The organism is Pseudomonas sp. Irchel 3H3, assembly GCF_900187635.1.
Taxonomy (GTDB): Bacteria; Pseudomonadota; Gammaproteobacteria; order Pseudomonadales; family Pseudomonadaceae; genus Aquipseudomonas.
Genome location: NZ_FYEC01000029.1, coordinates 29,650 through 55,028, shown reverse-complemented (window position 1 = coordinate 55,028; position 25,379 = coordinate 29,650). Strand labels below are relative to the sequence as shown.

22 protein-coding genes are annotated in these 25,379 nt (G+C 60.3%); 6 read left to right on the top strand and 16 right to left on the bottom strand.

Going from position 1 to position 25,379, the window contains the following annotated elements; translation table 11 throughout:
• Positions 1-20: 20 nt before the first annotated feature.
• The 3 genes from rpoD to rpsU form a co-directional block, all read right to left on the bottom strand.
• Entirely contained in the window at positions 21-1,868 is a 1,848-nt protein-coding gene (gene rpoD, locus CKW24_RS23325) for an RNA polymerase sigma factor RpoD (protein ID WP_095170598.1), read from the bottom strand.
• A 67-nt stretch (positions 1,869-1,935) separates the two neighbouring features.
• Entirely contained in the window at positions 1,936-3,894 is a 1,959-nt protein-coding gene (gene dnaG, locus CKW24_RS23320) for a DNA primase (RefSeq protein ID WP_095170596.1), read from the bottom strand.
• A 488-nt stretch (positions 3,895-4,382) separates the two neighbouring features.
• Complete coding sequence (rpsU, locus tag CKW24_RS23315) at positions 4,383-4,598, bottom strand: 30S ribosomal protein S21 (RefSeq protein ID WP_002551877.1); 216 nt, start codon at positions 4,596-4,598, stop codon at positions 4,383-4,385.
• 199 nt (positions 4,599-4,797) lie between these two features.
• Between rpsU and tsaD the strand changes: the two genes are divergently transcribed.
• Positions 4,798-5,823, top strand: coding sequence for a tRNA (adenosine(37)-N6)-threonylcarbamoyltransferase complex transferase subunit TsaD (gene tsaD, locus CKW24_RS23310; protein ID WP_095170594.1), 1,026 nt, complete (start codon positions 4,798-4,800; stop codon positions 5,821-5,823).
• 34 nt (positions 5,824-5,857) lie between these two features.
• On the opposite strand, the gene plsY is transcribed toward tsaD, so the two are convergent.
• Positions 5,858-6,427 carry a glycerol-3-phosphate 1-O-acyltransferase PlsY gene (gene plsY / locus CKW24_RS23305; protein ID WP_095170592.1) on the bottom strand — a complete coding sequence of 190 codons (570 nt, stop codon included), beginning with the start codon at positions 6,425-6,427 and terminating at the stop codon, positions 5,858-5,860.
• Positions 6,428-6,501: 74 nt separating this feature from the next.
• Between plsY and folB the strand changes: the two genes are divergently transcribed.
• The gene (gene folB, locus CKW24_RS23300) at positions 6,502-6,855 is read left to right on the top strand and encodes a dihydroneopterin aldolase (protein WP_095170590.1); all 354 of its coding nucleotides are present in this window, start codon (positions 6,502-6,504) and stop codon (positions 6,853-6,855) included.
• Entirely contained in the window at positions 6,846-7,364 is a 519-nt protein-coding gene (gene folK, locus CKW24_RS23295) for a 2-amino-4-hydroxy-6-hydroxymethyldihydropteridine diphosphokinase (RefSeq protein ID WP_095170588.1), read from the top strand. The genes folB and folK overlap by 10 nt, the downstream gene beginning before the upstream one ends.
• A 78-nt stretch (positions 7,365-7,442) precedes the next feature.
• Here the strand turns inward: folK and CKW24_RS23290 are convergent, their stop codons facing one another.
• From CKW24_RS23290 to CKW24_RS23240, 11 genes are all read right to left on the bottom strand, one after another.
• Positions 7,443-8,672, bottom strand: coding sequence for a multifunctional CCA addition/repair protein (locus CKW24_RS23290; RefSeq protein WP_095170586.1), 1,230 nt, complete (start codon positions 8,670-8,672; stop codon positions 7,443-7,445).
• Between the two features lie 63 nt (positions 8,673-8,735).
• Entirely contained in the window at positions 8,736-10,298 is a 1,563-nt protein-coding gene (locus CKW24_RS23285; protein WP_095170584.1) for a SpoVR family protein, read from the bottom strand.
• Positions 10,295-11,566, bottom strand: a complete 1,272-nt coding sequence (locus CKW24_RS23280; RefSeq protein WP_095170582.1) for a YeaH/YhbH family protein — start codon at positions 11,564-11,566, stop codon at positions 10,295-10,297. The genes CKW24_RS23285 and CKW24_RS23280 overlap by 4 nt, the downstream gene beginning before the upstream one ends.
• A 202-nt stretch (positions 11,567-11,768) precedes the next feature.
• Entirely contained in the window at positions 11,769-13,691 is a 1,923-nt protein-coding gene (locus CKW24_RS23275; protein ID WP_095170580.1) for a PrkA family serine protein kinase, read from the bottom strand.
• A 286-nt stretch (positions 13,692-13,977) separates the two neighbouring features.
• Complete coding sequence (glpE, locus tag CKW24_RS23270) at positions 13,978-14,307, bottom strand: thiosulfate sulfurtransferase GlpE (protein ID WP_095170578.1); 330 nt, start codon at positions 14,305-14,307, stop codon at positions 13,978-13,980.
• Between the two features lie 33 nt (positions 14,308-14,340).
• Positions 14,341-15,222 (bottom strand): symmetrical bis(5'-nucleosyl)-tetraphosphatase, encoded by an 882-nt coding sequence (locus CKW24_RS23265; protein WP_095170576.1) that lies wholly within the window; start codon positions 15,220-15,222, stop codon positions 14,341-14,343.
• Positions 15,222-15,602 carry a Co2+/Mg2+ efflux protein ApaG gene (gene apaG / locus CKW24_RS23260; protein ID WP_095170574.1) on the bottom strand — a complete coding sequence of 127 codons (381 nt, stop codon included), beginning with the start codon at positions 15,600-15,602 and terminating at the stop codon, positions 15,222-15,224. Before apaG ends, CKW24_RS23265 begins: the two co-directional genes overlap by 1 nt.
• Positions 15,603-15,810: 208 nt before the next feature.
• Positions 15,811-16,623: a 16S rRNA (adenine(1518)-N(6)/adenine(1519)-N(6))-dimethyltransferase RsmA gene (rsmA, locus tag CKW24_RS23255; RefSeq protein ID WP_095170572.1), complete on the bottom strand. Its 813-nt coding sequence runs from the start codon at positions 16,621-16,623 to the stop codon at positions 15,811-15,813.
• Entirely contained in the window at positions 16,620-17,609 is a 990-nt protein-coding gene (pdxA, locus tag CKW24_RS23250; RefSeq protein ID WP_095170570.1) for a 4-hydroxythreonine-4-phosphate dehydrogenase PdxA, read from the bottom strand. The genes rsmA and pdxA overlap by 4 nt, the downstream gene beginning before the upstream one ends.
• On the bottom strand, positions 17,606-18,922 hold the full coding sequence (surA, locus tag CKW24_RS23245; protein WP_143501275.1) for a peptidylprolyl isomerase SurA: 1,317 nt from the start codon (positions 18,920-18,922) through the stop codon (positions 17,606-17,608). The genes pdxA and surA overlap by 4 nt, the downstream gene beginning before the upstream one ends.
• The gene (locus CKW24_RS23240) at positions 18,903-21,704 is read right to left on the bottom strand and encodes an LPS-assembly protein LptD (RefSeq protein WP_095170566.1); all 2,802 of its coding nucleotides are present in this window, start codon (positions 21,702-21,704) and stop codon (positions 18,903-18,905) included. The genes surA and CKW24_RS23240 overlap by 20 nt, the downstream gene beginning before the upstream one ends.
• A 130-nt stretch (positions 21,705-21,834) precedes the next feature.
• On the opposite strand from CKW24_RS23240, the gene CKW24_RS23235 reads away from it, so the two are divergent.
• The 3 genes from CKW24_RS23235 to CKW24_RS23225 are packed head-to-tail and all read left to right on the top strand — an operon-like array spanning position 21,835 to position 24,297.
• Positions 21,835-22,860 carry an aminoglycoside phosphotransferase family protein gene (locus tag CKW24_RS23235; protein ID WP_095170564.1) on the top strand — a complete coding sequence of 342 codons (1,026 nt, stop codon included), beginning with the start codon at positions 21,835-21,837 and terminating at the stop codon, positions 22,858-22,860.
• Complete coding sequence (gene murU / locus CKW24_RS23230) at positions 22,857-23,528, top strand: N-acetylmuramate alpha-1-phosphate uridylyltransferase MurU (protein WP_095170563.1); 672 nt, start codon at positions 22,857-22,859, stop codon at positions 23,526-23,528. Before CKW24_RS23235 ends, murU begins: the two co-directional genes overlap by 4 nt.
• 1 nt (position 23,529) lies before the next feature.
• A complete protein-coding gene (locus CKW24_RS23225) occupies positions 23,530-24,297 on the top strand; it encodes a TerB family tellurite resistance protein (RefSeq protein ID WP_095170561.1) in 768 nt (255 codons plus the stop codon).
• A 27-nt stretch (positions 24,298-24,324) separates the two neighbouring features.
• Here CKW24_RS23225 and CKW24_RS23220 read toward each other — a convergent pair whose 3' ends face one another.
• Positions 24,325-25,314: an alpha/beta hydrolase family protein gene (locus tag CKW24_RS23220; RefSeq protein WP_095170559.1), complete on the bottom strand. Its 990-nt coding sequence runs from the start codon at positions 25,312-25,314 to the stop codon at positions 24,325-24,327.
• Between the last annotated feature and the right edge of the window lie 65 nt (positions 25,315-25,379).

Below are 25,379 nucleotides of genomic sequence, written 5' to 3'. Positions count from 1 at the left end.
CAGGGCCGGGGGTTTTGTGATCACTCGTCGAGGAAGGAGCGCAGATGCTCGCTTCTCGTCGGGTGGCGCAGCTTGCGCAGCGCCTTGGCTTCGATCTGACGAATCCGTTCACGGGTAACGTCGAACTGCTTACCAACTTCCTCGAGGGTGTGGTCGGTATTCATGTCGATGCCGAAACGCATGCGCAGGACCTTGGCTTCACGGGCAGTGAGGCCGGAGAGTACTTCGCGAGTCGCTTCTTTAAGGCTCTCAACGGTAGCGACATCGATTGGCGACTGCATGGTCGAGTCTTCGATGAAGTCACCCAGGTGGGAGTCTTCGTCATCACCGATCGGGGTTTCCATGGAGATCGGCTCTTTAGCGATCTTCAATACCTTGCGGATCTTGTCCTCAGGCATTTCCATGCGTTCGCCCAGCTCTTCCGGGGTCGGTTCGCGACCCATTTCCTGCAGCATCTGCCGGGAAATACGGTTGAGCTTGTTGATCGTCTCGATCATGTGCACCGGAATACGGATGGTGCGGGCCTGGTCGGCGATCGAGCGAGTGATCGCCTGACGGATCCACCAGGTGGCATAAGTCGAGAATTTGTAGCCACGACGGTATTCGAACTTGTCCACCGCTTTCATCAAGCCGATGTTGCCTTCCTGGATCAAGTCAAGGAATTGCAGGCCACGGTTGGTGTACTTCTTGGCGATGGAGATCACCAGACGCAAGTTCGCTTCGACCATCTCTTTCTTCGCGCGGCGGGCCTTGGCCTCACCGATCGACATGCGACGGTTGATGTCCTTGATCTCGGCGATCGTCAAACCGGTTTCGGTTTGCAGTGCGGTCAGCTTCTGCTGGCAACGAATGATGTCCGGTTGCAGGCGACCGATGGCTTCAGCGTATTTGCTTTTGCCTTTGGCCAGTGCTTCGGTCCAGCTTTCGTCTACTTCGTTGCCCGGGAACTGGCGCAGGAAGTCGGCACGCGGCATACGTGCATCACGTACGCAGAGTTGCATGATCGCGCGCTCTTGCTGACGCAGACGATCCAGGGCACTGCGCACACGCTCGACCAGGCCTTCGAATTGCTTGGGCACCAGCTTGATCGGCATGAACAGCTCGGCCAACGCGACCATTTCGGCAATTGCTTGCTTGTGGTCACGACCGTGCTTTTTCAGGGCCTTGCGGGTAATTTCCATCTGGTCGGCAACAGCGCCAAAACGCTGGGCTGCGATGACCGGATCCGGACCGCTTTCGGCTTCTTCTTCGTCGTCACTGGCTTCAGCGTCGTCTTCTTCGGCATCGTCGGCAGCAGGCGCTGCTTTCGGGTCGACAGGCGGCGGCACTTCTGCAGCAGGCGGCGCAATGCCGTCGTCCGGGTCGATATAACCGCTCAGGACGTCAGACAGGCGACCACCTTCGGTGGTGACGCGAGTGTATTCGGAGAGAATGTGATCAACCGTGCCAGGGAAGTGCGCAATCGCGCCCATCACTTCACGGATGCCCTCTTCAATACGCTTGGCGATTTCAATTTCGCCTTCACGAGTGAGGAGCTCTACGGTACCCATTTCACGCATGTACATGCGCACTGGGTCGGTAGTGCGACCAATGTCGGTCTCAACCGCTGCCAACGCTGCTGCTGCCTCTTCGGCCGCGGCTTCGTCGGTATCGGCGTCGGCCAGCATAAGGGAATCCTTATCTGGCGCAACCTCGAATACGTTGATCCCCATGTCGTTGATCATGCGGATGATGTCTTCCACCTGTTCCGGATCTGAAATATCCTCCGGCAGGTGGTCGTTGACCTCCGCGTAAGTCAGGTAGCCCTGCTCACGACCGAGTGTGATCAACTCTTTGATACGAGACTGCTGTTGCGCTTTTCCGGACATAACACCCTATCCACTGAAGGTCTTGGCGGGCAAAAAACAAGCCGAGGATTATACCTGAGCTATGACCTCACGCGCCAGTTGAGGTCGGGCTTGATGCGGAAACATTGCGACTTAGAAGGTCGCGCAGTTGGTTTTTCTCATCGCTACTCAGCTCACTTTGACGTGCTTTCCTGAGCAGTTGTTCCAGGTTTCGCTCGCGTTGGCGGGCTGACAAGCTAGTTATGGTGTCGAAAAACTGTTGTTCAAGGTTGTCGCCATCAATCAACCATTCCTTTTCGGCCAATGCCTTGAGCAGGCGACCTTGTTCGGTCCCGTGCCAGCGCGCAATCAACTGAAATGAGTTTAGCTTGGGATTCTTCTGTACCGCTTCGAGCAGTGCCACCAGCAATTGCGTGTTGGAGTGGTCCTCGGCCGCGAAGTGCCCGGCGTCCTCGACTTTTTCCGCCAGTTGCGGGTGGTGCAGTAGCGTGCGTAAAGCGGCCAGTGTTGGTGGTTCGACGGCGGCTGGGACGCGCGGGGCACGTGGCTGATCGCGATCGCCGCCTCGCTTGCCTTTTTTGTCCCAGGGTTTGTCTTCCCATTTCTTGCCGCCGCCAGACTTTTTCGGCGTCCACTCCTGCTGGGGCGCGTAGGCTTCCTGCGGTTGATGGTAGTCGGAATAATCCGGCATGGCGTCGTAATCGATGCCTGGATCGTAGGCTGGCGGCGCTTCTTGTGGTGCGCTTTGCACCAGTTGGCTGACCGCTTCGCTGTTGAGGCCAGTGATTTCGCTCAGGCGCTGGCGCATCAGGGTGCGCAGATTTGCCCCGGGCACCTTGTCGATCAGCGGCGCGGCGAGGGTGGCCATGTGGGCCTTGCCCTCAAGCGAGCGCGGGTCGGACTCTTCGATCAACTGCTGGAAGAAATAGTCGGCCAGGGGTTGTGCGTGCTGGTTGATGCGGGCACGAAAGGCGTCGGTGCCTTCGGAGCGGACCAGGGTGTCCGGGTCTTCGCCTTCCGGCAGGAACAGGAAGCGTGCGCGTCGTCCGTCCTGCAGGCTCGACAGCGTCGACTCCAGGGCGCGCCAGGCGGCATTGCGCCCGGCTTGGTCGCCATCGAAGCAGAACAATACGCTGGGCACCACCCGAAACAGGCGCTTGAGGTGTTCTTCGCTGGTGGCGGTGCCGAGGGTGGCGACGGCGTTGCGCAGGCCTTGCTGGGCCAGGGCGATGACGTCCATGTAACCCTCGACGACGATGATCTCGTCGAGGTTGCGGTTGTTCTTGCGCGCTTCATACAGGCCGTAGAGTTCCTGGCCTTTATGAAAGACCGGGGTTTCCGGTGAGTTCAGGTATTTCGGCTTGTCGTCGCCCAGGACCCGGCCGCCAAAGGCGATGATGCGTCCACGGCTGTCGCGGATCGGGAACATCACGCGATCGCGAAAGCGGTCGTAGCGCTTGCCGCTTTCGGCGTTCTCGATCAGCAGGCCGGCATCGATCATGGCTTTCTGTTGCAGGGTGTCGCTGCTCAAGTGTTTGAACAGGTTGTCCCAGCCAGGAGGCGCAAAACCCAGGCCGAAATCCCGGGCGATCTCACCGGTCAGGCCGCGGCCCTTCAGGTAGTCGACCGCGGCTTTGCGCGCCGGATGGCTTTTCAGGGCCTGGCGGTAAAAGTCGGCAGCGGCGCTCAGGAGCGGGTACAGCGGCGAGTCGGTGGGTTGCCGGGGTTTGTGCGGGCGGCCACTTTCTTCGCGGGGAATTTCCATGCCGGCGGCTTTGGCCAAGTCCTCGACGGCCTGGGGGAAGTCCAGGTTGTCGTGGTCCATGAGGAAGCCGAGGGCATTGCCTCCGGCGCCGCAGCCAAAGCAGTAATAGAACTGTTTGTCCGGGCTGACGCTGAAGGAGGGGGTCTTTTCTTTGTGGAATGGGCAGCAGGCAGTGTAGTTCTTGCCGGCTTTTTTCATTTGCAGCCGCGAGCTGACCACATCGACGATGTCGGTGCGGTTCAGAAGGTCGTCAATAAAGCTCTGGGGAATCAGCCCGGCCATGGCGTTCTCGTCATCACTGCATGTGAGTATCTGGCCCACGCGAGAGGCGAGTGGATACCGGTCATGATTTTGAGGCGCGGCAAGTGTGCGGCTCGACCAGGTATCGTCTGCGTATTCGCGGTAGGGGAGTGTATCCGCCGAAAATCCACTGAGGTTAGTCCCAATCAGGGTTCGACTGTTCGAAAGTATTGCGCTGAGTCCCGCAGTGCCCGGTGACAGGCCTCGGATAGCTCAAAAGCAGGCACGCAAGAAGGCGCCTTGGGCTGATCGTCGTTGAGAGGAATCAGTAGGGTGTGCTCGTCAGTAGCCTTGGAAGGCTCGTCAGAAGAGACGTGCACTGCTGGCAAAAGAGCCAGGTCTGACGTGTAAAGCAGTTTGTCGCGGTCGCGTCTGCGGCTTTGACAGTGAAGCATCAAGCGATATCCGCAAATGCCATAAGCCCGGCTGAGGGCCGGGCTTGGCAGAAGCTTGCTACGATCGTCTGTGTATTAGTACAGACGAACGGCGCGGCGCTGTTCGCGCTGAACTTTCTTGGCGTGACGCTTAACAGCGGCTGCTGCTTTGCGCTTACGCTCAGAAGTTGGCTTCTCGTAAAATTCGCGGCTACGAACTTCAGCCAGTACACCGGCTTTTTCGCAGGAGCGCTTGAAACGACGCAGAGCTACGTCGAAGGGTTCGTTCTCTTTTACTTTGACGGCTGGCATCCAGAGCTACCTTCATTCATTACCGGGGTCAACATCCTCGCGGCAAAAGAGCACTTGAAGACGTCGGTTTTTAAGGGTTGCGGATGTTAACCCCTCATCGCTCGGAATGCAAAGCCTCTGATCGAAAACCGCTGGTCGGGGCATCCCATGGGGACTATTATGCGCGCCTTCGAATTTAGCCTAAACAAGGCGCAAACCCATGCTAGTACTGGGATTAGAAACCTCCTGCGACGAAACCGGCGTCGCACTTTACGACAGTGAAAAAGGTCTGCTGGCCGACGCACTGTTCAGTCAGATCGACCTGCACCGTGCCTATGGTGGCGTGGTGCCAGAGCTGGCTTCACGGGATCACGTCAAACGCATGCTGCCCTTGATCCGTCAGGTCTTGGCTGAGGCGGACTGCGTGCCGACCGAGATCGACGCGATCGCCTACACCGCGGGTCCCGGCCTGGTGGGCGCCTTGCTGGTGGGGGCTTCCTGCGCCCAGGCGCTGGCGTTTGCCTGGGGTATTCCGGCCCTCGGCGTGCACCACATGGAAGGGCATTTGCTGGCGCCGATGCTCGAGCCGCAACCGCCCGAATTTCCGTTCGTCGCTTTGTTGGTCTCCGGTGGGCATACGCAACTGGTGCGGGTCGATGCAATCGGTCAATACGAGCTGTTGGGCGAGACCCTCGACGATGCCGCGGGTGAAGCATTCGACAAGACGGCGAAGATGATGGGACTCAATTACCCCGGCGGTCCGGAAATCGCTCGTCTGGCAGAGCACGGTGTACCGGGACGATTCACCTTCCCGCGGCCGATGTGCGACCGGCCGGGCCTGGCGTTCAGCTTCAGTGGCCTGAAAACCTTTGCGCTGAACACCTGGCAGCAGTGCGTCAGCGCTGGAGACGACAGCGAGCAGACTCGTAGCGACATCGCACTGGCCTTCCAGCAGGCGGTGGTGGAGACTTTGACCGTCAAGTGCAAGCGCGCCTTGAAACAGGCGGGTCTCAAGCGTCTGGTGATCGCTGGCGGCGTGAGCGCGAACAAGGCTTTGCGGGTTTCCCTGGAGAAAATGCTCGGTGACATGAAGGGCGACGTTTACTACGCCCGCCCGGAGTTCTGCACCGATAACGGCGCGATGATCGCTTTTGCCGGCTGCCAGCGTCTGCAGGCTGGGCAGCATGAAAGCCTGGCGATCAGCGTGCAGGCACGTTGGCCAATGGAGCAGTTGTCGGCGCTGTAAACCGGGTCTGGTGAAGGTGGCTCAGGGGGCGGGGTTAAAAATGCCGTTCGCGCCCGGCAAACAGGTCGCGTAGATTGCCGCGGTGGCGCCAGACGATCAGGATCGTCAGGACGCTCATGGGCAGCAGCGCTGCTGGCTCCTGCCAGGCCAGCAATGGCAAGGTCAGGGGTGTGGCGATCAACGCCGCCAGCGAGCTGGTGCGGGTCAGGTAGAAGGTCAGCAGCCAGCCGCCAATGGCCAGGAGTGCAGCCGGCGGGTAGAGCCCCAGCAGCATGCCGGCGGCGGTCGCCACGCCTTTGCCGCCGCGAAAGCGAAAGTACAGCGGGAACAGGTGGCCGATGACGGCGCAGATACCGACCCAGGCCTGTTGTTGGATCGACAGCCCGGCGATGGCCGCCAGCAGAACCGGCAGCAGGCCTTTGCACAGGTCGCCCAGCAACGTCAGGACCGCGAGTTTTTTTCCCGCCAGGCGTAACATGTTGGTGGCGCCGGCATTACCCGAGCCACTCATTCGCGGATCGGGGTTACCGGTCAGGCGGCTGAGCAAAATGGCGAAGGACAGCGAGCCAAGCAGGTAGGCGAAAATCGCCAGTGACCAAAACATGCTAACTATTCCGGGCGAGGACGCCCTGATTCTAACGGCGCATTGCGCCCTTGTCGTGCTGCGGAGAAAAGTGCTTGGACAGAGTGTTTATCGAGGGCCTGGAAGTCGACACGGTAATCGGTGCCTACGACTGGGAGCGCGGCATCCGTCAGTGCCTGCGTCTTGATCTGAGCTTTGCCTGGGACAATCGTCCGGCAGCAGCCGGCGATGACCTGACCCTGGCGCTCGATTACGCCAGTGTTTCGACGCGTATCCAGGCGTTTGCCGAGCAAGCCCAGTTCCAGTTGGTGGAGACTTTTGCCGAGCGCCTGGCCGAAGTGTTGATGAGCGAATTCAAGATCACCTGGATGCGTCTCAAACTGACCAAGCCAGGGGCCGTTCCGGCTGCTACTGGCGTGGGCGTGGAGATCGAGCGCGGATGTCGCTAACTCAGGTATTTCTTGGGCTGGGCAGTAATGTCGAGCGTGAAACCCATTTGTTGGCGGGGCTGGAAGCGCTGAGTGGGTTTTTGGTGGATATGCGCTGCTCGGCGGTATTCGAAAGCCAGCCGGTGGGAATCAAGAGCGGGCCGTTTTTCAACTTTGTGGTGTCGGCGTTTACCGACCTGCCGTTGATCGAACTGGATCGCCGCTTGAAGTTCATCGAGGCCGATAACGGCCGTTACGCGCCGGATCGCAAGGGTTTGCCGCTGGATATCGACGTGTTGTTGTACGGCGATCTGGTGGGCAACTTTGACGGTTTGACTCTTCCGCGTGCCGAAATTCTGAAAAATGCTTTTGTGTTGTGGCCGTTGTCGCTGATTGCCCCGGACCGGGTGCATCCGGGCGCGGGAAAAAGCTTCGCGACGCTGTGGGCTGGGGCGCAGATTGATCAGGTGTTGGCGCCGGTGGCATTCGAGTGGCGTGGAGAGCCGCTGACGCCTTTGAATCTGCTCTGACCCCAGCTCCCACATCCAGGATGAACACCGTCCATGTGGGAGCTGGCCGGGCGGTGCTCCGCTTGCCCGCGATGCTTTTCAGGCAGATGCCGCCTCTTTGTAGGCTTTCAGTGCCTTGAGCCGTTCGCGCTTGAGCGCTTCGCCCAGTTCCGGGCCCTTGAATCCCTGTTCCAGCAACGGCTGAACCGCCACGTTGCGAGCGGCGGTCGCTGCGCCACGCAAGTAATCCGCTTGTGGATAACCTCTTTGCTCCAGGCCCTTGCGCCCACGAGCGTCCATCTCGCAGGCGACGATGAATTCTTCGAAGCGCTGCGGGCGCCGATAAACGTCAAAGCTTTGCAGCAGTTCGAGTAAGGTCGAGGGCTTTAGCTCCAGTGCGCGGTGGCCGTGGGTGTGGTACTCGCCCACCAGCAATGCCAGTTCCTGGCAGTCGCGCGGAGCCTTGAAGCGGTTATTGACCGCCTTGATCAACTTTAGGCCCTTGTGTTCATGGGCAATGTGCCGGGGCCACTCGTCTTGTGGGGTCAGGCCTTTCCCCAGATCGTGCAGCAAGCAGGCCCAGCGCACAGTCAGCGGTTGTTTGTGTAGGGCGGCCTGGTGCAGGACGCTCAAGGTATGCACGCCGCTGTCGATTTCCGGGTGATGGACTTCGGGTTGGGGCACGCCGAACAGCGCATCAATCTCCGGCAACAAAACCTTCAGTGCGCCACAGTCGCGTAGCACCTGAATGAACACCTGGGGCTGCTCCTCCATCAGGGCGCGGGAGATTTCCTTCCAGCTGCGCTCGGCAGTCAGTGCCTGCAATTCGCCGGATTCACTGAGTTGGCGCATCAGCTCCAGGGTCTCTGGGGCTACGGTGAAACCGAGCGCGGCATACCGGGCGGCGAAGCGGGCAACCCGCAGGACCCGTAGGGGATCTTCGGCGAACGCGGGGGAAACGTGGCGCAGTACGCGGGCCTGGAGGTCGCGTTGACCCTGGTAGGGGTCGGTCAATTGGCCGTGATCGTCTTCGGCCATGGCGTTGATCGTCAGATCCCGGCGAATCAGGTCTTCTTCCAGGGTCACTTCGGGGCTGGCGTGAAAGGTGAACCCGCCATACCCGCGCCCGCTCTTGCGTTCGGTGCGGGCGAGGGCATATTCCTCCCCCGTCCTGGGGTGCAGGAACACCGGGAAGTCTGCACCGACCGGGCGAAAGCCCTTGGCGAGCATCTCTTCGGTGCTGGCACCCACCACGACCCAGTCGATATCGGTAACAGGTTTGCCGAGCAGGCGATCTCGCACTGCGCCGCCGACTTTATAAATCTGCATAAAAAACCTCCGTTAGCTCGACAGGATAACCCTTGCATCGAGCCAACGGAGGCCAGGTTGGTTTCAAAGATGAATGACGGCCAGGTCGAGCCGGCCGTAGTCGCCCTCGCTGTGCTCCGATCTGGGCGGGACGTGATGGGTTTTCATGACCTGGTCGCCTTGCAGGGTTTCCAGGTGAATATCGAAGCCCCACAAACGGTGCAGGTGCTTGAGTACTTCCTCGGTCGACTCTCCCAGGGGTTTGCGATCGTGTTGTTGATGGCGCAAGGTCAGCGAGCGGTCGCCACGGCGGTCGATGCTGTAGATCTGCACGTTGGGTTCACGATTGCCCAGGTTGTACTGGGCCGCCAGGGTTTCCCGGATAGTCCGGTAACCGTCCTCGTCATGGATGGCGGGCACCAGCAGGTCGTCCTTCTGGTCGTCATCGAGGATGCTGAACAGCTTCAGGTCGCGGATCACCTTGGGCGACAGGTACTGCAGGATGAAGCTCTCATCCTTGAAGCTGCTCATGGCGAACTTGATGCTCGACAGCCAGTCGGTCCCGGCGACGTCCGGGAACCAGCGGTAATCTTCCTCGGTGGGCTCTTCGCACATGCGCCGGATATCGCGGTACATGGCAAAACCCAGGGTGTAGGGGTTGATCCCGCTGTAGTACGGGCTGTCGAACCCCGGCTGGTAGACCACGCTGGTGTGCGAGGTGAGGAACTCCATCATGAAACCGTCGGTGACCAGGCCTTCGTCATACAGGTCGTTCATCAAGGTGTAGTGCCAGAACGTCGCCCAACCTTCGTTCATCACCTGGGTCTGGCGTTGCGGGTAGAAATACTGGGCGATCTTGCGCACGATGCGCACGATTTCCCGCTGCCAGGGCTCCAGCAGCGGCGCGTGCTTCTCGATGAAATACAGGATGTTCTCCTGGGGTTCGGCGGGAAAACGCGCGTTGTCTTTCTCGTTGTACTTGTCGGCACCCTTGGGAATGGTGCGCCACAGGTCGTTGATCTGCTTTTGCAGGTGTTCTTCACGGTCTTTCTGGCGGCGCCGTTCTTCCTCCGCCGAGATCGGGTATGGGCGTTTGTAGCGGTCGACGCCGTAGTTCATCAAGGCGTGGCAGGAGTCCAGCAGGTCCTCGACGGCGTCGATGCCATGGCGCTCCTCGCATTGCATGATGTACTGCTTGGCAAACACCAGGTAATCGATGATCGAGCTGGCATCGGTCCAGGTGCGGAACAGGTAGTTGCCCTTGAAAAAGCTGTTGTGGCCGTAGCAGGCATGGGCCACCACCAATGCCTGCATGCAGATGGTGTTTTCTTCCATCAGGTAGGCGATGCAGGGGTCCGAGTTGATCACGATTTCGTAGGCCAGCCCCATCTGGCCTCGGCTGTAGGATTTTTCGGTGCTGAGGAAGTGTTTGCCATAGGACCAGTGGTGGTAGCCCAGGGGCATGCCCACGGAGGCGTAGGCATCCATCATTTGCTCGGCGGTGATCACTTCGATCTGGTTGGGATAGGTATCCAGCGCATAACGGGCCGCAATACGGCTGATTTCGCGGTCGTAGGCCTGGATCAGCTCGAATGTCCATTCGGAGCCGGTGGAGATGGGTTGGCGCTTCTGCTCTTTGGCGGTCATGTCACTAACCTGCGCTGGAAGAGTTCACGGAAGACCGGATAGATATCCCCGGCCGAAACCAGTTGCTGCTGGGCAAAATTGTCGGAAAAGGCTTCGGCAATACGCTCGTATTCGTACCACAGGGCCTGGTGTTCGCGCGGGGTAATCTCCACATAAGTGTAGTACTGCACGAACGGCATGATCTGGTTGATCAGGATGTCGCGGCAAATCGGCGAGTCGTCGTTCCAGTTGTCGCCGTCGGAGGCCTGGGCGGCGTAGATGTTCCAGTCGTTGCTTGGATAACGCTCGGCCATGATCTCCTGCATCAGTTTCAAGGCGCTGGAGACGATGGTGCCGCCGGTTTCGCGGGAGTAGAAAAACTCCTCTTCGTCCACTTCCCGGGCACTGGTGTGGTGGCGGATGAAGACTACGTCGATCTTGTCGTAGTTACGCTTGAGGAACAGGTACAACAGGATGAAGAAGCGCTTGGCGATGTCCTTGGTCGCCTGGGTCATGGAGCCGGAAACGTCCATCAGGCAAAACATCACCGCCTTGGAGCTGGGGTTGGGTTGCTTGATCAGCAGGTTGTACTTGAGGTCGAAGGTGTCCAGGAACGGTACGCGGTGAATACGTGCGCTAAGACGCTCGATTTCTGCTTCGATTTCCTGGATATCGCCGAAGTTGTCTGGTTCTTCCAGTTTCAGTCGTGCCAGTTCGTCCTTGGCGTCGCGCAGTTTGGCGCGGCTGCTGCCGGACAGGGCGATACGCCTGGCATGGGCTGAGCGCAGGGTGCGGATGATGTTGATCCGCGATGGGTTGCCTTCGTTGCTGATGCCGGCTCGCACGGTCTTGAAGGTGTCGGTACCGGTCAGGTTGCGCTTGACCAGGTTGGGCAGTTCCAGGTCTTCGAACATGAATTCGAGGAATTCTTCCTGGGTAATCTGGAAGACGAACTCATCCATGCCTTCGCCGGAGTTGCCGGCCTTGCCCGGGCCTTTACCGCCACCTCCACCGGGTGGACGGGCAATATGCTCACCGCTGGTGAATTCCTTGTTGCCCGGATGCACCACGGTCTGTTTGCCACCACGACCGTGATGAAGCACCGGTTCGTCGATATCGCGACCGGGAATGCTGATCTGTTCGCCGTGTTCCATATCGGTGATGGAACGCCGACTGACCGCCTCTTCGACGGCCTTTTTGATGTGATCACGGTAACGCCGCAGAAACCGCTGACGGTTTACCGTGCTCTTGTTCTTGCCATTGAGACGTCGGTCGATCACATAGCTCATGACTGCTCCTTAGAAGCTGTCCTGAAAGGGGCGAGCGGTGACGCAGCTGGACTCAGGCCAAGGGACGTTTCACGCTCCCCCAAGCGCTCAGGGTGCTGCCTGTACCTCGCTACCGACTTTCGAACACCTTCCAGAGGCCTGTGTAACAGAAAATACGTAGACAGGCCTCTGGCTAACGACAACCGGTCTGACCGGCAGCGGGTTACTGTGATTTTCTGACCCGCAGGTACCACTCGGAGAGCAGTCGTACCTGTTTGTCGGTATAGCCGCGCTCGACCATCCGTGTGACGAAGTCGTTGTGCTTTTGTTGGTCCTCTTTGCTGGCCTTGGCGTTGAAGCTGATGACCGGCAGCAGGTCCTCGGTGTTCGAGAACATTTTTTTCTCGATGACCACCCGCAGTTTCTCGTAGCTGAGCCAAGTCGGGTTCTTGCCGTTGTTGTTGGCCCGGGCACGCAGGACGAAGTTGACGATTTCGTTGCGGAAATCCTTCGGATTGCTGATGCCCGCCGGTTTTTCGATTTTCTCCAGTTCTTCGTTCAGGGCGACGCGGTTGAGGATCTCGCCGGTTTCCGGGTCGCGGTATTCCTGATCCTGAATCCAGAAGTCCGCGTACAGCACGTAGCGGTCGAAGATGTTTTGTCCATACTCGCTGTAGGACTCCAGGTACGCGGTCTGGATTTCCTTGCCGATGAACTCGATGTAGCGCGGTGCCAGGTATTCCTTGAGGAAGCGCAGGTACCGTTCGCGGGTTTCTGCCTGGAACTGCTCCTGCTCGATCTGCTGTTCCAGCACGTAAAGCAGGTGCACCGGGTTGGCGGCGATTTCGTGCGGGTCGAAGTTGAAGACTTTCGACAGGATCTTGAAGGCGAACCGGGTCGAAAGACCGTTCATGCCTTCGTCGACACCGGCGGTGTCGCGGTATTCCTGGATCGATTTGGCCTTCGGATCGGTATCCTTGAGGTTTTCACCGTCGTAGACCCGCATTTTCGAGTAGATGTTCGAGTTTTCCGGCTCCTTGAGGCGCGAGAGCACGGTGAACTGGGCGAGCATCTTCAAGGTGTCGGGGGCGCAGTGAGCCTTGGCCAGGGAGCTGTTGAACAGCAGTTTGTCGTAGATCTTCACTTCATCGCTGACCCGCAGGCAGTAAGGCACCTTGACGATGTAGATCCGGTCGATGAAGGCTTCGTTGTTCTTGTTGTTGCGGAAGGTGTGCCACTCCGATTCGTTGGAGTGCGCCAGCAGGATCCCGGTGAACGGAATCGCGCCCAGGCCTTCGGTACTGTTGTAGTTGCCTTCCTGGGTGGCGGTCAGCAGTGGGTGCAAGACCTTGATCGGCGCCTTGAACATCTCGACGAATTCCATCAGGCCTTGGTTGGCCCGGCACAGGGCGCCCGAGTAGCTGTAGGCGTCGGCGTCGTTTTGCGGGAATTCTTCGAGCTTGCGGATATCGACCTTGCCCACCAGTGCCGAGATGTCCTGGTTGTTCTCATCGCCCGGCTCGGTCTTGGCGACCGCGATCTGGTTGAGGATCGAAGGGTAGAGCTTGACCACGCGGAACTGGCTGATGTCGCCGCCGAATTCGGCCAGCCGTTTGGTCGCCCAAGGCGACATGATGGTGTTCAGGTAGCGCCGGGGAATGCCAAAGTCTTCTTCCAGGATCGCGCCGTCTTCGGTGGCGTTGAACAGCCCCAGTGGCGACTCGAATACTGGAGAGCCCTTGATGGCATAGAAGGGCACTTTCTCGATCAGTTGTTTGAGCTTTTCGGCCAGGGACGACTTGCCGCCGCCGACGGGGCCGAGCAGGTAGAGGATCTGTTTCTTCTCTTCCAGGCCCTGTGCGGCGTGGCGGAAGTAGGAGACGATCTGGTCGATGCATTCTTCCATCCCGTGGAAGTCCTCGAAGGCCGGATAGCGTCGGATCACCTTGTTGGAAAAAATGCGCGACAGCCTCGAGTTGGTCGAAGTGTCCAGCAATTCGGGTTCACCGATTGCCAGCAGCAGACGCTCGGCGGCGGAAACGTAGGCGCTACGGTCCTGTTTGCAGAGTTCCAGGTACTCCTGCAGCGAGAGTTCTTCCTGGCGTGTTGACTCGAAGCGTTGTTGGAAGTGGCTAAAGATACTCATGACGTCACCTCGCTCGATACGTGGAGCCGACGTCGGATCATTCAGTCGATGCTGGTCAGCAGCCGCAATTTCAGCTGCTTTTTACCCCCCCAGAACACCTTCAAAGCTATCAACCCTGAAAGCTACTCCCGATGACCCGCTCGCCGGTGTACCGGCTCTCCCCTGTTTTGGATGGCCTGAGGCTAAGGATAGTTGGTAATCCGCGAGGTAAAGGAGCAATGCGCAATTTGTTGTGTACGACCGTTCGTCAGCCCACGCGGGACGTGGGCTGGAGCGCTGAAAAAAATTATTCGTCGCTACTTTTCGCGGTTTCCGAAGGATACGTCGTACGCCACAGCTCGAAGCCACCGTCCATGCTGTAGACGTCGGAAAACCCCTGGCTGACCAGGTAGGCGGCAGCGCCCTGGCTGGAGTTGCCGTGGTAGCAGACCACCACCGTTGGCGCGTCGAGGTCGGCGGCGCGGATGAAGTCCGAGATGGAGTGGTTGTCCAGGTGCGTGGAGCCGCTGATGTGCAGCGCGGCGTAGGTCGCGGGGTCGCGGATGTCGACCAGCACGGCGCCTTGTTCGCGCAGGGCTTGGGCTTGTTCGGGGGGGATACGTTTGAATTCGCTCATGGCGGGCTCCTGTGGCCAGACTGACAGCGCAGCCTAGCGCTTGACGCTGGCCGACAATGGTTCGGGGGTAGGTGGGGCGACAGGCGACGCAACATGGCCGTGCTCGTCGCACTGGCAACTCAGGCGTACGCCGGTGTCGATGTTCAGCAGGGTCATGGCGCCGCCCCAGACACAGCCAGTGTCGAGGGCGATGACGCCGGGCTCGTCGCACCGGCCTTCGAGTGCGGCCCAGTGGCCAAAAATGATCTTCAGGCCGCGAGTCTTGCGATCCTTGTGCTTGAACCAGGGCGCGTAGCCGGGTGGCGCGGTGTCGGCGCCTTCCTTGCCCTTGAGGTCAAGCTTGCCCTCGCTGGTGCAAAAGCGCATGCGGGTGAAGTAGTTGGTGATCACCCGCAGGCGAGTCACGCCTTTGAGGTCGCTGTCCCACTTGGCCGGCTCGTTGCCATACATGCCGTCCAGATAGGGTGCGAACAGGTTGTCATCGCGCAGGGCGGCCTCGACTTCGGCGGCGCACTTGAGGGCCTTGCGCAAGGACCACTGCGGCGGGATGCCGGCATGCACCAGCACCATGTCGCGGATTTCGTCGTAGTGCAGGAGCTTTTGCTGGCGCAGCCACTCAAGCAGTTCCTTGGCGTCGGGCGCTTCGAGAATTTCGCGCAGGGTGTCGGCTTTCTTCAGGCGCTCGATCTTGTTCCCGGCGGCCAGCAGGTGCAGGTCATGATTACCCAGCACACAGACCAGCGACTGGCGGATGCTATAGAGGAAGCGCAAGGTTTCCAGCGACTGCGGGCCACGGTTGACCAGGTCGCCCACCAGCCACAGACGGTCGGTCTGCGGATCGAAGGCGACCTGCTTGAGCAGGCACTGCAGCGGCTCGAGGCAGCCCTGCAGATCGCCGACGGCATACGTCGCCATCAGTGCAGGGCTCCGGGCACCGCCAGGCGGAAGGGCGCGATGATGGCGTCGAAGTGTGTACCGTCTTCGGCGAGCATCTGGTAACTGCCCTGCATGTTGCCGACGCGGGTGGTCATTACGGTGCCGCTGCTGTAGGTGTGGCTCTGGCCGGCGGCGATCAACGGTTGCAGGCCAACCACGCCCGCACCACGAACCTCTTCGACATGGCCGTCACCATCGGTAATCACCCAGTGCCGCGAGAGCAACTTGGCGGGTAGCGAGCCGTTGTTGTGCACGGTGATGGTGTAGGCGAAGGCGAAACGGTTCTGCTCGGGTTGCGACTGTTCTGCCAGAAAGCGAGTGACGACGCTGACGTCGACCTGATAACGAGGATCGGACATGCAAGAAGGCCTTAAAAGCAAAAGCGCAGATTACCTAACGCGAGAGGTGATCAGTCTAGGCCAACTGGCAGGCAGTAGGCCAGAGATGCTGTGGCCGAGGACAGGAGAACGATGTGGTCTGCCTTGTAGGAGCTGGGTTGCCAGCGAGTGGATCTGTCGACTTTGCCGACGCCATCGCCAGCAAGCTGGCTCCTACAGGGGCTCTGAGTTATTCAGCGGCCGGCGCGGGCTGGATTGCCAACTGATCGGCCAGGCGCACGAAGGCTGCCAGGTCGAGCTGTTCCGGGCGCAGGCTGCCATCGACGCCGGCGGCTTCGATTTCAGCGTTGCTGAGCAAGGCCTTGAGGGTGTTGCGCAGGGTCTTGCGACGCTGGTTGAAGGCTTCGCGAACGACCCGCTCCAGCAGGCGGTGGTCCTTGGCCGGGTGCGGCAGTACCGCGTGGGGCACCAGGCGCACGATAGCCGAGTCGACTTTGGGTGGCGGGTTGAACGCGCCAGGGCCGACATTGAACAGGTGTTCGACCCGGCAGTGGTACTGGACCATGATCGACAGACGGCCCCAATCGCCACCACCAGGACCCGCCGCCAGGCGCTCGACCACTTCCTTTTGCAGCATGAAGTGCATGTCGCGAATGATCCCGGCGTTGTTCAGCAGGTGGAAAATCAACGGCGTGGAGATGTTGTACGGCAGGTTGCCGACCACGCGCAGGCTGTTGGGCGCGGCATTCAGGCTGTTGAAATCGAACTTCAGTGCATCGCCCTGGTGCAGGTTGAAGTTGCTCTTGCCGGCGAACTGCTGGTTGAGGATCGGGATCAGGTCCTTGTCCAGCTCCACGACATCAAGCTGCGCGCCGCTGTTGAGCAGGCCTTCGGTCAGGGCACCCTGGCCCGGGCCGATTTCCAGCAGGCGGTCGTCGGCCTTGGCGTGGATGGAGCGCAGGATACGGTCGATTACGCCGGCGTCGTGCAGGAAGTTCTGGCCGAAGCGCTTGCGCGCCCGGTGTTGGTAATGCTCGGTCATAAACGGGTCTCGGCCATCTGGTAGGCGGTTTCCAGGGCAACTTGCAGGCTGCCGGTGTCGATTTTTCCGCTGCCAGCCAAGTCCAGGGCGGTGCCGTGGTCGACTGAAGTGCGGATGATCGGCAAGCCCAGGGTCACGTTGACTGCCGCGCCGAAGCCTTTGTACTTCAACACCGGCAGGCCCTGGTCGTGGTACATCGCCAGCACTGCGTCGCAGTGCTCCAGATATTTGGGGGTAAACAGAGTGTCGGCGGGCAGGGGACCACGCAGGTCCATGCCTTCGCCGCGCAGACGCTCAAGGGTGGGTTCGATGATATCGATTTCTTCATGGCCCAGGTGGCCGCCTTCGCCAGCGTGGGGGTTGAGTCCACAGACGAGGATGCGTGGCTGGGCGATGCCGAATTTGTGTTGCAGGTCGGCGTGCAGGATCCGCGTGACCCGCTCCAGGCGCTGCGGGGTAATTGCGTCGGCAATCTCGCGCAACGGCAGGTGAGTGGTCACCAGGGCGACGCGCAAGCCACGGGTGGCAAGCATCATCACCACTTGGCTGGTATGGGTCAGGTCGGCCAGGAATTCGGTATGCCCGGAAAAGGCAATTCCGGATTCGTTGATCACGCCTTTGTGCACCGGGGCGGTGATCATTCCGGCAAAGTCGCCATCCAGGCAGCCTTGGCCCGCGCGGGTCAGGGTTTGCAGGACAAAGGCGGCATTGGCCGGGTCCAGTTGACCTGCAACGACCGGGGCGTTGAGTGGTGTATCCCAGACGTACAGGCTGTTGGCGGGCGCGGGAACGTCCGGCCAGTGCCCGGGGCTGACGCTCAGCAGATCAACGGCCACGCCCAGCTGCGCGGCCCGCTCGAGGAGCAGGTCGCGGCTGGTGATGGCTATCAGGGGGTGTGGCTGGGCGTGCGAGGCGAGCAGCAGGCACAGGTCGGGACCTATGCCGGCTGGTTCGCCGGGTGTCAGAGCGAAACGTCTGGGTTTCACTTCGGCGCCTGGTCGACGCCAGGGAGCTTGATTTCAACGTAGGCTTCGTCACGGATCTGACGCAACCAGGTTTGCAGCTCTTCGTCGTACTTGCGGTTACGCAACACAGTCATCGCTTGTTGATCGCGCGCCTGGCTGGTGCTGTCGGTGGCGCGACGGCCAAGGACTTCCAGGACGTGCCAGCCATACGGGCTCTTGAACGGTTTGGACAACTGACCTTGCGGGGTGTTGTTCATCACGGTACGGAATTCCGGTACCAGTGCGTTCGGATCGATCCAGTTCAGGTCGCCGCCGTTGAGGGCAGAACCTGGGTCTTCGGAGTAGGTCTTTGCCAGTTCGGCGAAGTCTTCACCCGCTTCGATGCGCTCGTAGAGTTTCTGCGCCAGGCGCTTGGTTTCTTCTTCGCTGCGGATTTCGCTCGGCTTGATCAGGATGTGACGAACGTGGACTTCGTCACGGGTCTGATTACCACCGCCGCGTTTTTCCAGCAGCTTGAGGATGATGAAACCGCCAGGGGTACGTGCTGGTTGGGTGATGTCACCGACGGACATGGCACTCAGTTCACGGTCGAACGGCGGTGGCAGTTGAGCGGCCTTGCGCCAGCCCATGTCGCCGCCTTCCAGGGCGTTGTCGCTGCCGGATTTGGCAATCGCCAGTTGGGTGAAGTCGGCGCCCTGCTTGAGTTGCTGGTAAACCTCCATCGCCTGGCGGTACGCAGCCTGAATCGCTTCGGAGTTGGCGCTTTCCGGGGTCGGAATCAGGATGTTGGCCAGGTGCAGTTCTTCCGACAGCTGCATCTTGCCCAGGTCAGAGGCGAGGAAATTCTTCACTTCCTGCTCGGTGACCTGGATGCGCTCGGCGACTCGACGCTGACGCACACGGCTGATGATCATTTCACGGCGCACTTGCTCACGAGCGTCTTCATAAGACAGGCCATCGCGGGACAGGGCGGCGCGGAATTGGTCCACGGTCATGTTGTTGCGCTGGGCAATGGTGCCGATCGCCTGGTTCAGCTCTTCATCGGTGATGCGGATGCCGGAACGTTCGCCGATCTGCAGTTGCAGGTTTTCGACGATCAGGCGCTCAAGCACCTGTTGTTCCAGCACGCCGGCCGGTGGAACAGCCGAGCCACGCTTGGCGATGGTTTGTTGGACTTCGTGAACCCGTTGGTCCAGTTGGCTCTGCATGACCACGTCGTTGTCGACGATGGCCACCACTTTGTCGATGGACTGTACCGCGGCGCTGGCCGCGGTACTCAGGAACAGCGCGCCCAGCATCAGCGGGCGCAGACAATCAGAAAGCTTGGTCTTCACGTTCACGATAACCTTGGATGCCTTTGTCGAGGAAGCTCTCTACTTTGGTGCCAACTACGCCACCGAGACCTTTCAGAACGATTTGGAGGAAGATGCCGTGGTCGCCTTTTTCGTTTTGCGGGGCTTCCTGACTGAATTCGTCATAGGACACCCAGTAACGGTTGATCAGGCGCAGTTTCCAGCAGCAGTTGTCGTATTCGAAACCACCGAAGGCTTCCAGCGTACGGTTGCGGTTGTAGTCGTACTGCCAGCGGCTGATGGCATTCCATTGCGGCACGACAGGCCAGATGACCGAGAAGTCGTGCTGTTGGATCTTGTAGTAATCCTTGACGTAGCCAGGCTGGCCCGGGGTGCCGTAGTCGCCGCCGAACTGCCACTTACCAGTGTTCTGGTTGTAGATCACCTGGTCGTTGCGATAGCGATAACCGGCGTTGATAACCTTGTTCGGGTTGTCTTCAGGCTGGTAGTGGAACATCGCGCTGCCCGAGCGAGGGCTGTGGCTGTCCGGATCCCAGTTGTAGTCGGCCGTAGTGCTCCAATCACGGTTCCAGTTGTATGCGTATTCCAGGGCATACGGTGAAACATTCGACTGAGCATCTTTGCGATCTTTCGCATCAATCCCCGGCAGTTGGACTTCACGGTCTTTAAAGTACACGGCCTGGCCGACGCTGATGCGTTGACGCTCGAAGCCGTTGTCTTCGATCCAGCGGTTGGTTACGCCCAGCGACAGCTTGTTCTCGTCACCCACGCGGTCGGAGCCCGAGAAGCGATTGTCGCGGAACAGCGAGGCGTAGTTGAAGGTGTACTCGCTGGTGTCGAATACCGGAATATCTTCCTGGTTCTTCTCTGGGACGTAGAGATAGAACAGGCGAGGTTCCAGGGTCTGGCGATAGTTCTTGCCGAACCATTGGGTGTTGCGGTCGAAGTACAGGCCGCTGTCGATGCTGGCGATCGGCACACCGCGATTTTGCGAACTGTCGAAGCTTTCACCGGGAAGCAGCGTGTTTTTACCTTTCTGATCAAGATCCAGATCGTACTGGGTGTATTGGTACTTGAGCGTAGGTTTCACGAAACCGTAGGCCGCGTTAAGCGGCAGGCTCATGGTGGGTGCCAGATTGAGACGATTGCCGTTGGATCGTGCTAAACCAGCAACATTATTGTCGAGGCGAGGAGTACCAACCGGATTGCCTGCCGCGTCAAAAGCACCACCATCTTTATCGAAGTAGTTACCCGTCAGCAAATCACGATCAAATCGCACGAGCTCTGTCTGATAGGCGAAGTTCAGGCCGCCCGGTGTCTGCGGCAAGAAGCCATTGAAGGTGATCTGCGGCAGGCGATCATATGGGGTGATATTGGACACCGACGCCAGTTCATAGGCCTGGGCGTTGATACGCGCAGTGTAAGTGTCGCCACGATAGGAGACGGCACCCTGCTGATTGACGTAATCGGAAACGCTTTTAACGCCCAACTGGTCGGTCTGCAGATCCTGGAAGTAGTAGGGATCGCTGATCTTGGTGTAGTCGACTTCGGTGAATACCCGCGAGTCCAGGCCACCCTTGTGCTGCCAGTTATACATGTAGCGAGTTTTTTCGGAATCGGTCTGTAGCTCACGGTCATCGTCCTGGTCATCCAGGTACGCAGCACCGAACTGGCCCTCGCTCGACTTGGTCAGGTAGCGAGCCTCGCCTTCCAGCAACATGCCGCGCTTGCTCATGTAGCGCGGGTACAACGTGGCATCGTAGTTCGGTGCCAGGTTGAAGTAGTACGGCGTGACCAGCAGCATCCCGGTATCGCTGCCGCTGCCGATGGTCGGCGGCAGGAAGCCGGACTGGCGGCGGTCATCGATCGGGAAATAGATGTACGGCGTGTACAGGACTGGAATGTCCTTGACCCGCAGCGTCACGTTGGTCGCGGTACCGAAGCCGGTCGCCGGGTTCAGCGTGATGTTGTTGCCCTTGAGCTGCCAGGCGTTGCTGTTCGGCTCACAGGTGGTGTAGGTACCGTCCTTGAGGCGGATGATCGCGTTTTCTGCACGCTTGGCGTACAGCGCGTTACCGCGCACACGGGACTTGTGCAACACGTATTCGGCGTTGTCGACCTTGGCTTCGCCAGTGTCCAGTTGCACGTCGGCGTGGTCGCCGACGATCAGCGCGCCGTTGTCGCGCACCCGGACGTTGCCGTTGAGCTCGCCACGGTTCTCGGCCTGGTACAGGCTGGCCTCGTCGGCCTCGACCTGCATGCTGCCCTGGCGCATGACCACGTCACCGGCGAGGGTGGCAATCTGCTGTTCCTGCTGGTAGCGGGAAGCCTTGGCACCGATAAAGGTCGGCGCGTCGCTTTTGCTCGTCTTGTCATTCATTCCAGGACGAGTCGGTTCGACATAGGCACCGGAGCAGTACGGACCGGTTTCGGCCAGTTGGGCAGCGGTAAGCTGTTCACGCGGGACCCAGTCGAGGTGACTGTAGTCGGCGCTGCGCGACTTCAGGCCGCGGCCCTTGGCTTCGGTAACCAACGCCGGTTTGTCGGCGCTTTCGCCGGCAACGCTGGTGTCTGCTGCCGATTCGTTGCCCGAGCTGACCGCACTGGCATCATGCACAGGGCGCGGAGGCAGTTGAGCCGCGTTGGTTTTCGGCGCGCAATCCCAGGCACCCGAAGCAGAGACTGAGCAGTCATACTGTTCCGCGGCGACCACGAAGGAAGTGGCTAGAGGTTGCAGGGCCAGCAGACTGCCGGTAACCAACAACGGAAATTTTTTACGAAACGCGGGGGATTTCAATGCCATCTTATTAGTCCGGGCTTCCTGCGTGCCATCTGCCCGCGGTGTGGGCCGCACGCCTCTCGATGGTCTGAAAAAGATGCTGGATAATAAAGCATGACCCGCTTGACGGCTAGCGCCGTCGGAGACCCTTGCAATGCCTGATCAAGATGTACGCTTGCTACACCTGAAAGTTTGGCTCGATGAGCAATTGGCCAGCCTGTTTGCCGCACAAGGCTGGGGGGCTGTGCCCCAGGCCACGTTGACTGCGGCCAGCAGCGACGCGAGTTTCCGCCGTTACTTCCGCTGGGAAGGTGATGGCAGGAGTTTTGTCGTCATGGATGCACCACCGCCCCAGGAAAACTGCAAACCGTTCGTGGATATCGCCTTTTTGCTGGCGAAATCCGGGATTAACGTGCCGAAAATCTACGCAGAGGACCTCGAGCGCGGATTTCTTTTGCTCAATGACCTGGGTAACCAGACCTATCTGGACGTGATCAACGACGAAAACGCCGATCGCTTGTTCGATGACGCCCTGCAGGCGTTGCTGGCTTTCCAGCAGCTGCCGATGGTGGCGCCGTTGCCCAGTTATGACGTTCCCCTGTTGCGTCGCGAGCTGGAGCTGTTCCCCGAGTGGTACGTGAAGCGCGAACTGGGGATCGAGTTCGACTCGCACCAGCAAGCCCTCTGGCAGCGTGCCAGCGACCTGCTGATCGACAGCGCCCTGGCCCAGCCGAAAGTGCTGGTGCATCGTGACTATATGCCGCGCAACTTGATGATCAGCGAGCCGAATCCAGGCGTGCTGGATTTCCAGGACGCGGTGTACGGCCCGGTGACCTACGACGTGACCTGCCTGTTCAAGGACGCCTTCCTCAGTTGGCCCGAGGCCCGCGTGCTCGGCTGGCTGGAGCGTTACTGGCAACAGGCCGGTGAACTCGGGATTGCAGTCCAGGCGGACTTCCAGGAGTTCCTGCGAGCCAGCGACCTGATGGGTGTGCAGCGGCATCTGAAGGTGATCGGGATCTTCGCCCGTATCTGCCACCGCGACGGCAAGCCGCGCTACCTGACGGACGTGCCGCGGTTCTTTGCTTATATAGAAGCCGTATTGGCCCGTCGGCCAGAACTGGCGGAGTTGGCTGAGCTGCTGGCCAGTCTGCGCCCGGCGCCCGGAGCTAGTGTATGAAGGCGATGATTCTGGCGGCCGGCAAGGGCGAGCGCATGCGCCCCTTGACACTGACCACGCCCAAGCCACTGGTGCAGGTCGGCGGCGTACCGCTGATCGAGTACCACCTCAAGGCCCTGGCGGCGGCGGGTTTCACGGAGGTGGTGATCAACCACGCCTGGTTGGGGCAGCAGATCGAAGACTACCTGGGAGACGGTTCGCGTTATGGCCTGAGCATTCAGTACTCGCCGGAAGGCGAGCCACTGGAAACCGGGGGCGGGATCTTCCGTGCCCTGGAGATGCTGGGCGAGGACGCCTTTGTGGTGGTCAATGGCGACATCTGGACCGATTACGACTTCAGTGTCTTGCGCCGGCCACTGGCCGGCTTGGCCCACCTGGTGCTGGCCGATAACCCGGCCCACCACCCAGGAGGGGATTTTGCCCTGGTCGAAGGACAGGTCTTCGACGGCCAGGCCGATGCGCCGACCCTGACCTACAGCGGCATCGCCGTGCTCGACCCCAAGCTGTTCACCGGTTGCAGCGACGGTGCGTTCAAATTGGCGCCGCTATTGCGCAACGCCATGGCCCAAGGGCAGGTGAGTGGCGAGCGGTTGTCAGGTCATTGGGTGGATGTCGGCACCCACGAGCGTCTGGCCGAAGTCGAACACTTGCTGCAAGCGAGCCGCTGAGATGTTGTGGCCAGGGACTCTGATCGGAGCCGGGGCGGGTTTTGCCATCGCCAGCATTCCGGGGGCCATGCTTGGCGCATTGTTGGGGCAGGCGCTGGATCGGCGCTTGCAACTGCAAAGCCTGGGGCATCTGCGCGAGCGCCTGGGCGGGCGCGCGATGTTGCGCAACGATGAATTGCTGTTCGTGCTGCTCGGGCGCCTGGCCAAGAGCGACGGCCGGGTGGGCGACGGCCATATCTACCAGGCGCGCCAGGAAATGCGCGCACTGGAGATGAACGAATTTGCCCAGAAACGCGCGATTGCGGCGTTCAACCGTGGCAAGAGCGGGCACGATCGGTTGCGTGGCTACCTGCGCCGTTTGCGCGCACAGCCCCATGCTGCCGAAGGGGTGTTGCGGGCGTGCTGGCGGATGGTCTGGGCAGACGGGCGTGCGGGCCGTGCCGAGCGCGAGCTGCTGGCCCAATGGGGCAAATGGCTGGACTGGACGCCGGAGCAGGTGCAGGCCCTGACCCAGGATTACGAACTGCACAAGCGACCCTTGGCCAACAGTGGCGAGGCTTACCAACACGCCATGCGCCTGCTGGGGGTGACGCTGAGCAGCGAGCCGGAGCAGATCAAGCGGGCCTACCGACGCCTGCTCAGTCGGCATCACCCGGACAAGATCGCTGGCAGCGGGGCTTCGCCGTCCCAGGTGCGCGAAGCAACGGAGAAGACCCGGGAGTTGCACAGCGCCTATGCGTTGATTCGTCAGCGCCGCGATTTTCGCTAGGGAGCATCGAGCGCAGTAGCGCCCTGTCTAGGGCAACTGCGCGGCGTTGTCCTGCGGGATCAACCAGCCTCGCACCCGGCGTACCAATTGTTCCTGTTGGGCGGCGTTGTTGCCGGGCAGGGCGTTCAGGGAAATCTGCCGGAAACTCGAATCCTTCAGCCGTTTGCTGGCCTGCAGGCGTTCCTGGGCTGCGCGCTGCAGCAGCGGTTTGTCGTTGTAGTACAGATCCAGGGTTGGCAATTTCAATCCGCTGGTCAGTTCCGCCAGCCCGGGTGTGCTGGAGGCGGGTACCTGGGCGGCGACCATCACCAGCTTCGCGACTTGGGCAGGCTGTTTTTCGCTCAGGTAACGGGCGGCCCAGTAAGCTCCGGTGCCGTGGCCGAGCAGGACGATACTGCGGGCGCTCTGTTGCTCGGCAAAGGCCAGGGCGGCGTCGATGCGCAAGAAGATTCGCTGGGCATCGGCCTTGAGTTGCTCATCGTGGGTCTGCGGCACCGGCTGATCAGGCACCTCACCTTCGCCACCGGCCACTTGCTCGATAGGGGCCGCGGTGTTGGCGTCTTTACTCGGGGGTTCGGTGCTGACCGGTGCCGTTGCACTTTCGAGGATGCGCGGCTGTGGGGCATTGCTTTGCAGGTCCGGCAGGGTAAGACTCAGGCTGCTCCAGTCGGCGTCGGGCAATTTTTGCCGCAACGGCGCGACGGCTTGAGGCCAGTCAGCTGTTTCGCCCGTACCCGGGATGATAATCACCGTACCTTGGGGCTCGCTGGTGTTGGCCGGCTGCCACAGGGCCAGGAAGGTCTCGCTGCCTGCCGACAACTGTTGCTGTTCGCCAGGGGGCAGGCTGCGTTGCAGGGCAAAAGCTTCTTCCTGGCTACGCTCAGGCAGGGGCTGGCGTTGCTCGGAGGGTGCGCTGGCAGCAGGTTCCGTTGGCTCGGCAGCCTGGGCGGAAAAGGCGCCAGGCAAGATCAACGACAGGCACAATACTGGCAGTGCCAGGCGGTAGACAGGGGGCATCGGATATTCCAGGCCAGAAGTATTCCCGGCAGCCTAATGGGTTGGTCAGTATTTGTCAGTGTGTG